We start from the raw sequence: 13,652 nt of genomic DNA, 5'->3' as shown, positions 1-13,652 counted from the left end.
AGCTACTTCCTATTTTCCTCAAGCTAAGAGCAAAATTAATCTCGTATTCGGTATTGGGCTGAAATGAATCGAAACTCAAAATACCCAGATTTCCATCGATATCAATGAAAGCCGGATACTGATTCTCTCTTTCTCCGTCCTTCGACAAATCTCTACGGATTGATTCCAACCGAATGGATTCAGCTCGTAACCTGACGGAAGCGAGATCGAAATTTTAAAATTGCTAACGACGCTTATAGGAATACTTCCGGACAATTTGACCACATCGTTCGGAAAGTTTTGCTTGATAAGATTCAGCGAATAATTACCGTCAACCGAAGGCATATTCATCTGAATCGAACGAAGAGAGTTCGAATAAACCTTGCTTCCTACCGCCCGCGTGCTGCCATCGTACAATTGATATTCCAGCAATTGAGCGTTCCCTCAGTGGAATTGTCAACAAGTTGGTAAACAACGTCTTGACCGAACGACGGCAAGCATCTTCTTTGAGCCCTCGTTCGTCTGAACTTGAAACCGGGCTGTTTGATTCAATCCATTAAACTGCGATCCCGGACCGGATGACACTTCATACAGATAGTTATCCTTATTGTCGTAATAATCGCTATTCACAACTGAAGCGTTAGCGGAGTTCTGGAACGATTGAGCACTATTTCTTGGCGAGAAGTTTTTATCAAAAGAAAGCCGTTCGTTCTTAGCAAGATTAGAAAACAGTTTACTTAACGTATAGCTCGTACCGTTCTTTTCTAAGGAATATAAGACAGTGGCGCTTATTCCTTGAGTGGCGTAATACTTTGAAGCTGGCATTCCCTCGTTTATAGAAAGCTTCGCGGAATCATAACCGGATGGCGGAGTAATGGAGACCAGAGGTCCAGCCAAATTAACGGTTTGCGTCGCGCTTGAAGACAGGCTATAGGCTTTTTCCAAGTAATAGGCAGTGTCTGCCGCCTCGTCGTAAAGGTTCGAATTTACAAGCAGATTATTGTCCGTATGAATGTACATGGAAGCTTTACGATCGGCACCGAACGAGACTGGAAAAGGCCAAGCTACGAGCAGACCGTCACTATTTTGCAAAGATACTCTAACTTCTTGACCCGCCTGCGCCTGCGAAGCTTCGAAAGTCAGTTTCTTTAGACTGGAAGCCGTAAACTTAACGTTAGCTTGCCCGGAGGATACCGGTTGATTGTAGAAAACATCCGTCATACCGTCAGAGCTTTTCCCGTATACGACTACTTCGTATTGCTTGCCCGCCAGCAAGAATGCGTTAGGTATAAAAAACTTGCCGTCGCCAATGGAACCCGCATCATAGGTTCGATTCGAAGCATAACCCGAGTAAAACCAACTCCAATTCGGCAGTTGTTTCTCAAAAAGCATCACATGACCGTTTTGCAACGGCTCTCCAGACTCGTCCTCGGCTTCGACGACAAGCCCTTTGATTTCGTTGTTGTCCATAGAATGGACAATGACTTCTCTATTTACTTGAAACGGTTCGGCGAGTCCCGGATAGTTAACGGAGAACTCCAGCGTATAGGTACCCGCTTGGAGAGGGGAATCCAGTGGGATGGTCAAGGAATTCCAAAACCGGCCGATTTTCTGCTGTTCTTGCACAATATTTCCGCCTTGATCCTTCAAGGTAGCTTGAGACGAAATTGTATTGTAGTAAAAGTCCGTTACGCCTAGCAACGAGAGTTCGCCGCTCACTAAGCTTCCTTCCACATTAAGCCCTTCATCGCTAATTTCAAAAGTATCCAGCCTTAAGACGGGTTTATTCAAAACACTGTAATCTTTATTATTAGAAATATTGTTTTTATTACTCTTCCATGAGTAGTAATTGCTGGAGTCTTTCGTATACAAGTAAAAAGAGTATGTCCCCTTGGAAACGATTAACTCGTTCGTATCCGAAAATTCCGGTATGTACCTACCGAGTCGATATAATAATACATGCCTAGACTATAAGTATTTGAGGGAAATACGATCTTATTCGCAGAGGCGATGTCCTGCTCAGTTAATGAAACAACGGTGTCCGATTGAATATTAACGCTTTTGGATAAGTGATAACTTTTGTTTTCATCGTTGGACAAAAAAGTCAAATTCAATTTACCCGGTTCCATTAAAATTCTAGAGTCGCTCCCTGTACTTTTTCCAATTGGGAATCATTAGCGCCATCCCCAACATAAAACTTTGTGCTATTGTTATACTCCGACAACGAACCAAAATCGAAAGACACCTTCACCTTTCCTGAAACTTTTAGCAGCCATGCATTCATTGAAAGAAGTTGTTCGCCCGTAATCACTTTCTTATCATAATAGAGAAATATTTTCCCCGTATCGATTTCTATGAAAGTAGTCGCCATAACAACGTCATAAATGGCCGATCTATCAACATCTTGAACAGGAACTTTCCATTGATGGTCGTCACGGTCGCTCATGTAATTGTAAGCAAACTCGGAAGAATTCTGCTTTCTTATAGTAAGGACATCTCCGAAAGACAGATAGCCCTCCAATTGCTCAACCTTAATAATCTTAACACTGGTTGATTCAACCGCTACGTTCTCCCTTACCTCCGTAATAGGAGATTCCGGAATAGTTGGTTGCGGAATAGGAGCCTGTTGCGAGCCCGTCCCGGTCTCTGTTCCAACGGTTTCTTCCGCCTCAGCTGTGCCGGCAAACGAAGAAAAAACAACTCCAACTATTAGACTCATTAAAACCGTAACAACAAGCAACTTCTTTCTCACTTTTCGAGCCTCCGATTAGACGATAAAAGTCTAGTATTTAATTGAATTCCACAAATAACCAAAATTTAAAAACATTATAACACGCCTTTTGAACTATTTTTAAGATATTTTTGAAATTATTCCTCCATTTTTCTGCGATTTTCAAATATTCGGAGGTTAACACAAAAAAACCTCGCGAAGATCCTAACGCGAGGAATGATAATGGATTTGGCACCGCTTCCGATTTTGTAATGCAACCGTAACAAGGCTTTCATCTGCTTTTCATGTTGAACGGTTACAATATAAACATGACCCCCCTTTTCAATATAAACTCTTGACGGGCTTGCGGCTGACGCCGCAAGCCCACTTTTTTTGCAAAAATCAAGAAATCGTCACGCTGGCTTTCGCCCGTTTTCCTTCGAACTCGTATTCAACCACGGCGGTGCCGCCTTCCTTCGGAACGATTCCGCCGGAATGGTCGACGCTTGCCGCGTCAGGATCGGCCGATTTGAAGCTTCCGTTCAGCGGCGTAATGCGCCAGCCGTTCTCGTATTCGGCCGTCGGCAGGAGACGGAGCTTGCTCCGTTCGAAGAAGCTTGTCCCGAGCTCCTTCAAGCTAACCCCCGCCAGCTTGGACGGCTTGCCGAATAAGTGCAGCAGCGGAAGATGAGCCCGCTCCTCCCAATCCGCCTCCGTATGCGCGGCATCCGGTTCGAAATAGAAGGCCAACTGGCTGTCCGGCTCATAACCGGCATCCAGCAATTCGGCTACGACTTGCCTCACGTGCTTTTCCATGACCAGAACGCCTTCGCGCCCCCCCAGATCGATCCATATTTTGCTCAGAGGCAATCGGGAAGGAAAGCTCACGTACATACGGTACTCGATCAGCGTCAAAGGATTAACGTAATAGAAGTAGGGGGAAAGAATGCCGAGCTTGCCGAATATATCCGGTCTGCTGAATCCGATATGATAAGTAATTTGCCCCCCTCGGGAAGAGCCGATCAGTCCTGTATTTTCCGCATCCCGTTTTGTCCGAAATACAGAGTCGATAAACGGTTTAAGCTCCTCGACCAAAAATCGTTCGTACAGCTCGCCTCTGGGCACGGCCTGATCCCGGTCCCTTTCGTGCTCGATTCCTTCCAGCCCGTGCATATACTCGCCGGAGCGCTCGCCTCCCATGTTGAAGATGCCGACGATAATGACCTCCTCCATCAGCCCCTCGGCTATCAGTCGATCGGCGGTAAGATGGAGGTTCCATGATCTTGCAACGGCGAAAGGATTCAGCGGATCGGTCTCGTGCGCTCCCTTGTCGAACAAGTTCTGACCGTCGTGCGCGTATAGAACGGGATACCGGCTGTCCGGGTTCTCGCTGTATCCGGGAGGCAAATATAAACGCAAATCGCGTTCGTTGTTCAAAATGGATGAACGAAATCCTTCAATGCGCAATAAAGTAGACGGCAATTCAATCAGCCTCCTCGAAATGGTTAGTGCCTATTTTCGTTTGTTCGACCAGCTTTCCACCCGGTAAGCCAAATTCAAGCCTTCCTCGGGCCGGAAAGACCGATAAGGTACATCGCGGCCGTGCGCGTCTTTCTCGTCCAATCCGAACCCTCTGGAAATCCGAAATTGAAAAGCGATGTTTCTCGGAATTTGGAACGTCCCGCCGTATAACAAATTTCCGATCTTAGGCAGAGGAATGCCTGCATACACGCAGTCCGTATCCGGAGTACTCTCAGGCACTTCCACGTGAATCGTAACGCTGACATCGGCGGGAAGCTTCGGAACGACGCTGACTTCACGGCTTGCCGTCAAGCTTCCCTTCCGATAAGTAACAACCGTCCGGCCGTTCTTCCGGGAACGATGCGGCCGTCCTTGGAGACGGTCATTATCAAGGATCGTCAACTTCGTACTTACCGTCTAAATCGGTGGCGACGAAACCGCTGTCATAATGAACGATCGGATTAAAGCTTGGACAGGCTCCGGTCAGACCGACGGATTCCGGCCCGTTAAGCTCCACGCGGATTGGACTTCCGACATCTCCGAAGAAATAAAGAAGCGGAGCATGCACTCTGGCCTTCCAATCCTTCTGGTTGTGGCCGGAGCCCGGCACATAGTAGTACCATAAGTCGTCGCCCTGACGAAACCCCGCTTCCAGCGAAGTGTCGACGGCGCTTCTTACATGCTTCTCCAGCACGGTGTACCCTTCGGCCTCGCCCACGTCCATCATAGCCGGATCGGCGGCTTCTCCTTATGGAATTGCCCGATCCACGTCTCCCTTCCATCCTGATCGATAACGACGAAATAAGGACAGAACGCTCCGACCATGCCGAACACATCCGGCCTGCGAAAGCCCAGATTGTAAGACACAAGCCCGCCGGCAGACGAGCCCATGACGGCCGTATGCTCGGGCCGGTCAACGTGCGAAAGGTCCGGTCGATGAGCGGCTTGACTTCCTCGATCAAAAATTGCTCATACCGCTCACCCCGCTCTCGGTTCCCAGCGCCTTCTCGTTCCCCGGAAAAGCATGCATATATTCGGCGATCCGAGAGTCCGATACGTGAGCGACCGCGACGATGATAAACGGACGCACCCGGCCTTCCGAGATGAGCCTGTCGGCGATCAGATGCAAATCCCACGAACCGCCGCTTTCGTCTTCCTGGAAGGCATGCTGCCCATCCTGCACGTAAAGCACCGGGAACCGGCTGCTTTCGTCCCGATCGTAGTTTGGCGGCATATACACGTAGACGGTTCTTTCGTTGTTTAGCAGCGTAGAACGAAACCGTTCGAATCGGACAATGTTCGATAACATGGGAACTTAACCTCCGCTTACTCTTCGTCTTGAACGGCAAGGCGAATGATTTTTTTATCGATTGGCTCATGAGGCTGCTGGATATACCTGATCAATATATCCGCGGCCTCCTCGTATGCCGCCGGGTCGAAGATCACCTTGGGCACCGATGGCGGCAGCAGCTCGGAACACCGCTCGTACAGACGGCGACGACGCGGCCGCCGAACGGCTCAGCCAGAACCTGATTGCACAAAAAACTCGTTGATTACGCATCCGGCTTGTCCGCTTCTCCCTGCCAGAAACTTTCGCAAAGCGCCGCTCGTCCGCGTATGCGTGAATGTTCCCGTTGGTCCAGTCCCGTTGCCGCTTTGATCGTATCGACATACTTTTTGTCGCGATAATCGTCGATGACGACGAAATCCGGACGACGTCCCAGCAGCTCGGCGACCTTGGCGATTGCGGCCGTGAAATCGGGAATCAGCTTATGAAACAGCGTGTCTTCATTGTAAGTGTCGATTCCGATCAGCGGAATTCCGAGACCGTAACGCTTCGATATTTGATAGAACGTCTTGGCGGCGGCGTTCAAGACGAACACTCCGTCCACCTCCCGCTCCAGCAAAATATCCAGCTTCGGCGAGTCCGGATCGATATGAACGACGATTAGATGATAGCCGTGCCGGTTCAAATATTTGCCGAGATGGAAAATAGCCTTCGTATAGCGATAGGGGTCCAGTAGCTCTCTCCGGCAGTTTGCGGCAGTAAAATTCCTATCAGCTCGGATTTTCCGCTTTTAACGTTCTGGCGTTCAGATTTCGGATGTAATTCAGCTTTTGGGCGGCCTTCATCACCTTTTCCTTCGTATCTTCGGAGATGGACTGGCTTTCTACCGAGTTGAGGATGTAGGATACCGTAGCGGTAGACACTTTCGCTTCCTTGGCGATATCCTTCATCGTGATCTTCTTCATGCTTATCCCTGTCCTTGTTTCTCTAGTCGAAAGAGGCGACACTCGAAATTCGGCTTAACTTAACCGGTTAAGGGCTTAATCGATTAAGTCGATTTTATGAAAGACCTTCCGATTTGTCAATAGAATATATAAAAAGCCGGCCCCCTCATCGGAGGAACCGGCTGGCATCTATTCTCCAACGCACAAGTCGCGCTTTCATACGGAAGCATAGTCACCCTGCTTATCGACCGCCTCTTCCCGAATGCTTAAGTATTCCTTGAAAAAGCGGTCACGGCGGCCAAAAAGCGGGATCTGGCCCGCGTTCCCGATGCGAACCATTGTTTGTGGATGTGGACGGCCATAGCGCATCCGAGCAAGATCCCGCTTTTTGCCCGCCGTGACCGGCTTTTTCAAGGAATACTTAAGCATTCGGGAAGAGGCGGTCGATAAGCAGGGTGACTATGCTTCCGTATGAAAGCGCGACTTGTGCGTTGGAGAATAGATGCCAGCCGGTTCCTCCGATGAGGGGGCCGGCTTTTTATATATTCTATTGACAAATCGGAAGGTCTTTCATAAAATCGACTTAATCGATTAAGCCCTTAACCGGTTAAGTTAAGCCGAATTTCGAGTGTCGCCTCTTTCGACTAGAGAAACAAGGACAGGGATAAGCATGAAGAAGATCACGATGAAGGATATCGCCAAGGAAGCGAAAGTGTCTACCGCTACGGTATCCTACATCCTCAACTCGGTAGAAAGCCAGTCCATCTCCGAAGATACGAAGGAAAAGGTGATGAAGGCCGCCCAAAAGCTGAATTACATCCGAAATCTGAACGCCAGAACGTTAAAAAGCGGAAAATCCGAGCTGATAGGAATTTTACTGCCGCAAACTGCCGGAGAGAGCTACTGGACCCCCTATCGCTATACGAAGGCTATTTTCCATCTCGGCAAATATTTGAACCGGCACGGCTATCATCTAATCGTCGTTCATATCGATCCGGACTCGCCGAAGCTGGATATTTTGCTGGAGCGGGAGGTGGACGGAGTGTTCGTCTTGAACGCCGCCGCCAAGACGTTCTATCAAATATCGAAGCGTTACGGTCTCGGAATTCCGCTGATCGGAATCGACACTTACAATGAAGACACGCTGTTTCATAAGCTGATTCCCGATTTCACGGCCGCAATCGCCAAGGTCGCCGAGCTGCTGGGACGTCGTCCGGATTTCGTCGTCATCGACGATTATCGCGACAAAAAGTATGTCGATACGATCAAAGCGGCAACGGGACTGGACCAACGGGACATTCACGCATACGCGGACGAGCGGCGCTTGCGAAAGTTTCTGGCAGGGAGAAGCGGACAAGCCGGATGCGTAATCAACGAGTTTTGTGCAATCAGGTTCTGGCTGAGCCGTTCGGCGGCCGCGTCGTCGCCGTCTGTACGAGCGGTGTTCCCGAGCTGCTGCCGCCATCGGTGCCCAAGGTGATCTTCGACCCGGCGGCATACGAGGAGGCCGCGGATATATTGATCAGGTATATCCAGCAGCCTCATGAGCCAATCGATAAAAAAATCATTCGCCTTGCCGTTCAAGACGAAGAGTAAGCGGAGGTTAAGTTCCCATGTTATCGAACATTGTCCGATTCGAACGGTTTCGTTCTACGCTGCTAAACAACGAAAGAACCGTCTACGTGTATATGCCGCCAAACTACGATCGGGACGAAAGCAGCCGGTTCCCGGTGCTTTACGTGCAGGATGGGCAGCATGCCTTCCAGGAAGACGAAAGCGGCGGTTCGTGGGATTTGCATCTGATCGCCGACAGGCTCATCTCGGAAGGCCGGGTGCGTCCGTTTATCATCGTCGCGGTCGCTCACGTATCGGACTCTCGGATCGCCGAATATATGCATGCTTTTCCGGGGAACGAGAAGGCGCTGGGAACCGAGAGCCGGGGTGAGCGGTATGAGCAATTTTTGATCGAGGAAGTCAAGCCGCTCATCGACCGGACCTTTCGCACGTTGACCGGCCCCGAGCATACGGCCGTCATGGGCTCGTCTGCCGGCGGGCTTGTGTCTTACAATCTGGGCTTTCGCAGGCCGGATGTGTTCGGCATGGTCGGAGCGTTCTGTCCTTATTTCGTCGTTATCGATCAGGATGGAAGGGAGACGTGGATCGGGCAATTCCATAAGGAGAAGCCGCCGATCCGGCTATGGATGGACGTGGGCGAGGCCGAAGGGTACACCGTGCTGGAGAAGCATGTAAGAAGCGCCGTCGACACTTCGCTGGAAGCGGGTTTCGTCAGGGCGACGACTTATGGTACTACTATGTGCCGGGCTCCGGCCACAACCAGAAGGATTGGAAGGCCAGAGTGCATGCTCCGCTTCTTTATTTCTTCGGAGATGTCGGAAGTCCAATCCGCGTGGAGCTTAACGGGCCGGAATCCGTCGGTCTGACCGGAGCCTGTCCAAGCTTTAATCCGATCGTTCATTATGACAGCGGTTTCGTCGCCACCGATTTAGACGGTAAGTACGAAGTTGACGATCCCTTGATAATGACCGTCTCCAAGGACGGCCGCATCGTTCCCCGGAAGAACGGCCGGACGGTTGTTACTTATCGGAAGGGAAGCTTGACGGCAAGCCGTGAAGTCAGCGTCGTTCCGAAGCTTCCCGCCGATGTCAGCGTTACGATTCACGTGGAAGTGCCTGAGAGTACTCCGGATACGGACTGCGTGTATGCAGGCATTCCTCTGCCTAAGATCGGAAATTTGTTATACGGCGGGACGTTCCAAATTCCGAGAAACATCGCTTTTCAATTTCGGATTTCCAGAGGGTTCGGATTGGACGAGAAAGACGCGCACGGCCGCGATGTACCTTATCGGTCTTTCCGGCCCGAGGAAGGCTTGAATTTGGCTTACCGGGTGGAAAGCTGGTCGAACAAACGGAAAATAGGCACTAACCATTTCGAGGAGGCTGATTGAATTGCCGTCTACTTTATTGCGCATTGAAGGATTTCGTTCATCCATTTTGAACAACGAACGCGATTTGCGTTTATATTTGCCTCCCGGATACAGCGAGAACCCGGACAGCCGGTATCCCGTTCTATACGCGCACGACGGTCAGAACTTGTTCGACAAGGGAGCGCACGAGACCGATCCGCTGAATCCTTTCGCCGTTGCAAGATCATGGAACCTCCATCTTACCGCCGATCGACTGATAGCCGAGGGGCTGATGGAGGAGGTCATTATCGTCGGCATCTTCAACATGGGAGGCGAGCGCTCCGGCGAGTATATGCACGGGCTGGAAGGAATCGAGCACGAAAGGGACCGGGATCAGGCCGTGCCCAGAGGCGAGCTGTACGAACGATTTTTGGTCGAGGAGCTTAAACCGTTTATCGACTCTGTATTTCGGACAAAACGGGATGCGGAAAATACAGGACTGATCGGCTCTTCCCGAGGGGGGCAAATTACTTATCATATCGGATTCAGCAGACCGGATATATTCGGCAAGCTCGGCATTCTTTCCCCCTACTTCTATTACGTTAATCCTTTGACGCTGATCGAGTACCGTATGTACGTGAGCTTTCCTTCCCGATTGCCTCTGAGCAAAATATGGATCGATCTGGGGGGCGCGAAGGCGTTCTGGTCATGGAAAAGCACGTGAGGCAAGTCGTAGCCGAATTGCTGGATGCCGGTTATGAGCCGGACAGCCAGTTGGCCTTCTATTTCGAACCGGATGCCGCGCATACGGAGGCGGATTGGGAGGAGCGGGCTCATCTTCCGCTGCTGCACTTATTCGGCAAGCCGTCCAAGCTGGCGGGGGTTAGCTTGAAGGAGCTCGGGACAAGCTTCTTCGAACGGAGCAAGCTCCGTCTCCTGCCGACGGCCGAATACGAGAACGGCTGGCGCATTACGCCGCTGAACGGAAGCTTCAAATCGGCCGATCCTGACGCGGCAAGCGTCGACCATTCCGGCGGAATCGTTCCGAAGGAAGGCGGCACCGCCGTGGTTGAATACGAGTTCGAAGGAAAACGGGCGAAAGCCAGCGTGACGATTTCTTGATTTTTGCAAAAAAAGTGGGCTTGCGGCGTCAGCCGCAAGCCCGTCAAGAGTTTATATTGAAAAGGGGGGTCATGTTTATATTGTAACCGTTCAACATGAAAAGCAGATGAAAGCCTTGTTACGGTTGCATTACAAAATCGGAAGCGGTGCCAAATCCATTATCATTCCTCGCGTTAGGATCTTCGCGAGGTTTTTTTGTGTTAACCTCCGAATATTTGAAAATCGCAGAAAAATGGAGGAATAATTTCAAAAATATCTTAAAAATAGTTCAAAAGGCGTGTTATAATGTTTTTAAATTTTGGTTATTTGTGGAATTCAATTAAATACTAGACTTTTATCGTCTAATCGGAGGCTCGAAAAGTGAGAAAGAAGTTGCTTGTTGTTACGGTTTTAATGAGTCTAATAGTTGGAGTTGTTTTTTCTTCGTTTGCCGGCACAGCTGAGGCGGAAGAAACCGTTGGAACAGAGACCGGGACGGGCTCGCAACAGGCTCCTATTCCGCAACCAACTATTCCGGAATCTCCTATTACGGAGGTAAGGGAGAACGTAGCGGTTGAATCAACCAGTGTTAAGATTATTAAGGTTGAGCAATTGGAGGGCTATCTGTCTTTCGGAGATGTCCTTACTATAAGAAAGCAGAATTCTTCCGAGTTTGCTTACAATTACATGAGCGACCGTGACGACCATCAATGGAAAGTTCCTGTTCAAGATGTTGATAGATCGGCCATTTATGACGTTGTTATGGCGACTACTTTCATAGAAATCGATACGGGGAAAATATTTCTCTATTATGATAAGAAAGTGATTACGGGCGAACAACTTCTTTCAATGAATGCATGGCTGCTAAAAGTTTCAGGAAAGGTGAAGGTGTCTTTCGATTTTGGTTCGTTGTCGGAGTATAACAATAGCACAAAGTTTTATGTTGGGGATGGCGCTAATGATTCCCAATTGGAAAAAGGTACAGGGAGCGACTCTAGAATTTTAATGGAACCGGGTAAATTGAATTTGACTTTTTTGTCCAACGATGAAAACAAAAGTTATCACTTATCCAAAAGCGTTAATATTCAATCGGACACCGTTGTTTCATTAACTGAGCAGGACATCGCCTCTGCGAATAAGATCGTATTTCCCTCAAATACTTATAGTCTAGGCATGTATTATTATATCGACTCGGTAGGTACATACCGGGAATTTTCGGATACGAACGAGTTAATCGTTTCCAAGGGGACATACTCTTTTTACTTGTATACGAAAGACTCCAGCAATTACTACTCATGGAAGAGTAATAAAAACAATATTTCTAATAATAAAGATTACAGTGTTTTGAATAAACCCGTCTTAAGGCTGGATACTTTTGAAATTAGCGATGAAGGGCTTAATGTGGAAGGAAGCTTAGTGAGCGGCGAACTCTCGTTGCTAGGCGTAACGGACTTTTACTACAATACAATTTCGTCTCAAGCTACCTTGAAGGATCAAGGCGGAAATATTGTGCAAGAACAGCAGAAAATCGGCCGGTTTTGGAATTCCTTGACCATCCCACTGGATTCCCCTCTCCAAGCGGGTACCTATACGCTGGAGTTCTCCGTTAACTATCCGGGACTCGCCGAACCGTTTCAAGTAAATAGAGAAGTCATTGTCCATTCTATGGACAACAACGAAATCAAAGGGCTTGTCGTCGAAGCCGAGGACGAGTCTGGAGAGCCGTTGCAAAACGGTCATGTGATGCTTTTTGAGAAACAACTGCCGAATTGGAGTTGGTTTTACTCGGGTTATGCTTCGAATCGAACCTATGATGCGGGTTCCATTGGCGACGGCAAGTTTTTTATACCTAACGCATTCTTGCTGGCGGGCAAGCAATACGAAGTAGTCGTATACGGGAAAAGCTCTGACGGTATGACGGATGTTTTCTACAATCAACCGGTATCCTCCGGGCAAGCTAACGTTAAGTTTACGGCTTCCAGTCTAAAGAAACTGACTTTCGAAGCTTCGCAGGCGCAGGCGGGTCAAGAAGTTAGAGTATCTTTGCAAAATAGTGACGGTCTGCTCGTAGCTTGGCCTTTTCCAGTCTCGTTCGGTGCCGATCGTAAAGCTTCCATGTACATTCATACGGACAATAATCTGCTTGTAAATTCGAACCTTTACGACGAGGCGGCAGACACTGCCTATTACTTGGAAAAAGCCTATAGCCTGTCTTCAAGCGCGACGCAAACCGTTAATTTGGCTGGACCTCTGGTCTCCATTACTCCGCCATCCGGTTATGATTCCGCGAAGCTTTCTATAAACGAGGGAATGCCAGCTTCAAAGTATTACGCCACTCAAGGAATAAGCGCCACTGTCTTATATTCCTTAGAAAAGAACGGTACGAGCTATACGTTAAGTAAACTGTTTTCTAATCTTGCTAAGAACGAACGGCTTTCTTTTGATAAAAACTTCTCGCCAAGAAATAGTGCTCAATCGTTCCAGAACTCCGCTAACGCTTCAGTTGTGAATAGCGATTATTACGACAATAAGGATAACTATCTGTATGAAGTGTCATCCGGTCGGGATCGCAGTTTAATGGATTGAATCAAACAGCCCGGTTTCAAGTTCAGACGAACGAGGGCTCAAAGAAGATGCTTGCCCGTCGTTCCGGTCAAGACGTTGTTTACCAACTTGTTGACAATTCCACTGAGGGAACGCTCAATTTGCTGGAATATCAATTGTACGATGGCAGCACGCGGGCGGTAGGAAGCAAGGTTTATTCGAACTCTCTTCGTTCGATTCAGATGAATATGCCTTCGGTTGACGGTAATTATTCGCTGAATCTTATCAAGCAAAACTTTCGAACGATGTGGTCAAATTGTCCGGAAGTATTCCTATAAGCGTCGTTAGCAATTTTAAAATTTCGATCTCGCTTCCGTCAGGTTACGAGCTGAATCCATTCGGTTGGAATCAATCCGTAGAGATTTGGTCGAAGGACGGAGAAAGAGAGAATCAGTATCCGGCTTTCATTGATATCGATGGAAATCTGGGTATTTTGAGTTTCGATTCATTTCAGCCCAATACCGAATACGAGATTAATTTGCTCTTAGCTTGAGGAAAATAGGAAGTAGCTTCGAAGAGGTAAGCATGTACTACAATACAATAGGAAGTCAAAGCTTACGACGACGGCATTCAGTCAGTTGA

16 protein-coding genes are annotated in these 13,652 nt (G+C 48.6%); 6 read left to right on the top strand and 10 right to left on the bottom strand.

Annotated elements, in window-relative coordinates; genetic code table 11:
- Nucleotides 1-435: 435 nt before the first annotated feature.
- The 10 genes from D3H35_RS25940 to D3H35_RS25910 form a co-directional block, all read right to left on the bottom strand.
- Complete coding sequence (locus D3H35_RS25940; protein ID WP_147355948.1) at nucleotides 436-1,851, bottom strand: hypothetical protein; 1,416 nt, start codon at nucleotides 1,849-1,851, stop codon at nucleotides 436-438.
- Nucleotides 1,852-2,107: 256 nt separating this feature from the next.
- Nucleotides 2,108-2,731 carry a hypothetical protein gene (locus tag D3H35_RS25935; RefSeq protein ID WP_119152061.1) on the bottom strand — a complete coding sequence of 208 codons (624 nt, stop codon included), beginning with the start codon at nucleotides 2,729-2,731 and terminating at the stop codon, nucleotides 2,108-2,110.
- A 360-nt stretch (nucleotides 2,732-3,091) separates the two neighbouring features.
- The gene (locus D3H35_RS25930) at nucleotides 3,092-4,171 is read right to left on the bottom strand and encodes an alpha/beta hydrolase (protein WP_158594271.1); all 1,080 of its coding nucleotides are present in this window, start codon (nucleotides 4,169-4,171) and stop codon (nucleotides 3,092-3,094) included.
- 30 nt (nucleotides 4,172-4,201) lie between these two features.
- On the bottom strand, nucleotides 4,202-4,612 hold the full coding sequence (locus D3H35_RS32985; protein WP_233568170.1) for a hypothetical protein: 411 nt from the start codon (nucleotides 4,610-4,612) through the stop codon (nucleotides 4,202-4,204).
- A complete protein-coding gene (locus D3H35_RS32980) occupies nucleotides 4,599-4,937 on the bottom strand; it encodes a hypothetical protein (protein WP_233568169.1) in 339 nt (112 codons plus the stop codon). The genes D3H35_RS32985 and D3H35_RS32980 overlap by 14 nt, the downstream gene beginning before the upstream one ends.
- Complete coding sequence (locus D3H35_RS33700; protein WP_267901446.1) at nucleotides 4,934-5,101, bottom strand: hypothetical protein; 168 nt, start codon at nucleotides 5,099-5,101, stop codon at nucleotides 4,934-4,936. The genes D3H35_RS32980 and D3H35_RS33700 overlap by 4 nt, the downstream gene beginning before the upstream one ends.
- A gap of 67 nt (nucleotides 5,102-5,168) precedes the next feature.
- On the bottom strand, nucleotides 5,169-5,519 hold the full coding sequence (locus D3H35_RS33695; protein ID WP_267901445.1) for an alpha/beta hydrolase-fold protein: 351 nt from the start codon (nucleotides 5,517-5,519) through the stop codon (nucleotides 5,169-5,171).
- 244 nt (nucleotides 5,520-5,763) lie between these two features.
- Nucleotides 5,764-6,183, bottom strand: a complete 420-nt coding sequence (locus tag D3H35_RS25920; protein WP_119152059.1) for a LacI family DNA-binding transcriptional regulator — start codon at nucleotides 6,181-6,183, stop codon at nucleotides 5,764-5,766.
- A gap of 85 nt (nucleotides 6,184-6,268) precedes the next feature.
- Nucleotides 6,269-6,463, bottom strand: a complete 195-nt coding sequence (locus tag D3H35_RS25915; RefSeq protein WP_119152058.1) for a LacI family DNA-binding transcriptional regulator — start codon at nucleotides 6,461-6,463, stop codon at nucleotides 6,269-6,271.
- 195 nt (nucleotides 6,464-6,658) lie between these two features.
- The gene (locus tag D3H35_RS25910; protein WP_147355947.1) at nucleotides 6,659-6,856 is read right to left on the bottom strand and encodes a hypothetical protein; all 198 of its coding nucleotides are present in this window, start codon (nucleotides 6,854-6,856) and stop codon (nucleotides 6,659-6,661) included.
- Nucleotides 6,857-7,112: 256 nt separating this feature from the next.
- On the opposite strand from D3H35_RS25910, the gene D3H35_RS25905 reads away from it, so the two are divergent.
- The 6 genes from D3H35_RS25905 (at nucleotide 7,113) to D3H35_RS25885 (ending at nucleotide 13,052) form a co-directional block, all read left to right on the top strand.
- Nucleotides 7,113-7,922, top strand: a complete 810-nt coding sequence (locus D3H35_RS25905) for a LacI family DNA-binding transcriptional regulator (protein WP_119152056.1) — start codon at nucleotides 7,113-7,115, stop codon at nucleotides 7,920-7,922.
- 133 nt (nucleotides 7,923-8,055) lie between these two features.
- Nucleotides 8,056-8,883: an alpha/beta hydrolase gene (locus tag D3H35_RS32970; protein ID WP_233568168.1), complete on the top strand. Its 828-nt coding sequence runs from the start codon at nucleotides 8,056-8,058 to the stop codon at nucleotides 8,881-8,883.
- Nucleotides 8,850-9,407 (top strand): hypothetical protein, encoded by a 558-nt coding sequence (locus D3H35_RS32965; protein ID WP_233568167.1) that lies wholly within the window; start codon nucleotides 8,850-8,852, stop codon nucleotides 9,405-9,407. Before D3H35_RS32970 ends, D3H35_RS32965 begins: the two co-directional genes overlap by 34 nt.
- Nucleotide 9,408: 1 nt before the next feature.
- Nucleotides 9,409-10,089 carry an alpha/beta hydrolase gene (locus D3H35_RS25895; RefSeq protein ID WP_158594024.1) on the top strand — a complete coding sequence of 227 codons (681 nt, stop codon included), beginning with the start codon at nucleotides 9,409-9,411 and terminating at the stop codon, nucleotides 10,087-10,089.
- Nucleotides 10,074-10,487 carry a hypothetical protein gene (locus D3H35_RS25890; RefSeq protein ID WP_119152055.1) on the top strand — a complete coding sequence of 138 codons (414 nt, stop codon included), beginning with the start codon at nucleotides 10,074-10,076 and terminating at the stop codon, nucleotides 10,485-10,487. The genes D3H35_RS25895 and D3H35_RS25890 overlap by 16 nt, the downstream gene beginning before the upstream one ends.
- A gap of 360 nt (nucleotides 10,488-10,847) precedes the next feature.
- Nucleotides 10,848-13,052, top strand: a complete 2,205-nt coding sequence (locus D3H35_RS25885) for a hypothetical protein (protein WP_119152054.1) — start codon at nucleotides 10,848-10,850, stop codon at nucleotides 13,050-13,052.
- Nucleotides 13,053-13,652: the final 600 nt, after the last annotated feature.

The organism is Cohnella faecalis, assembly GCF_003570905.1.
In the GTDB taxonomy this organism is placed as follows: domain Bacteria; phylum Bacillota; class Bacilli; order Paenibacillales; family Paenibacillaceae; genus Cohnella; species Cohnella faecalis.
This window is presented reverse-complemented; position numbering and strand designations above follow the sequence as displayed.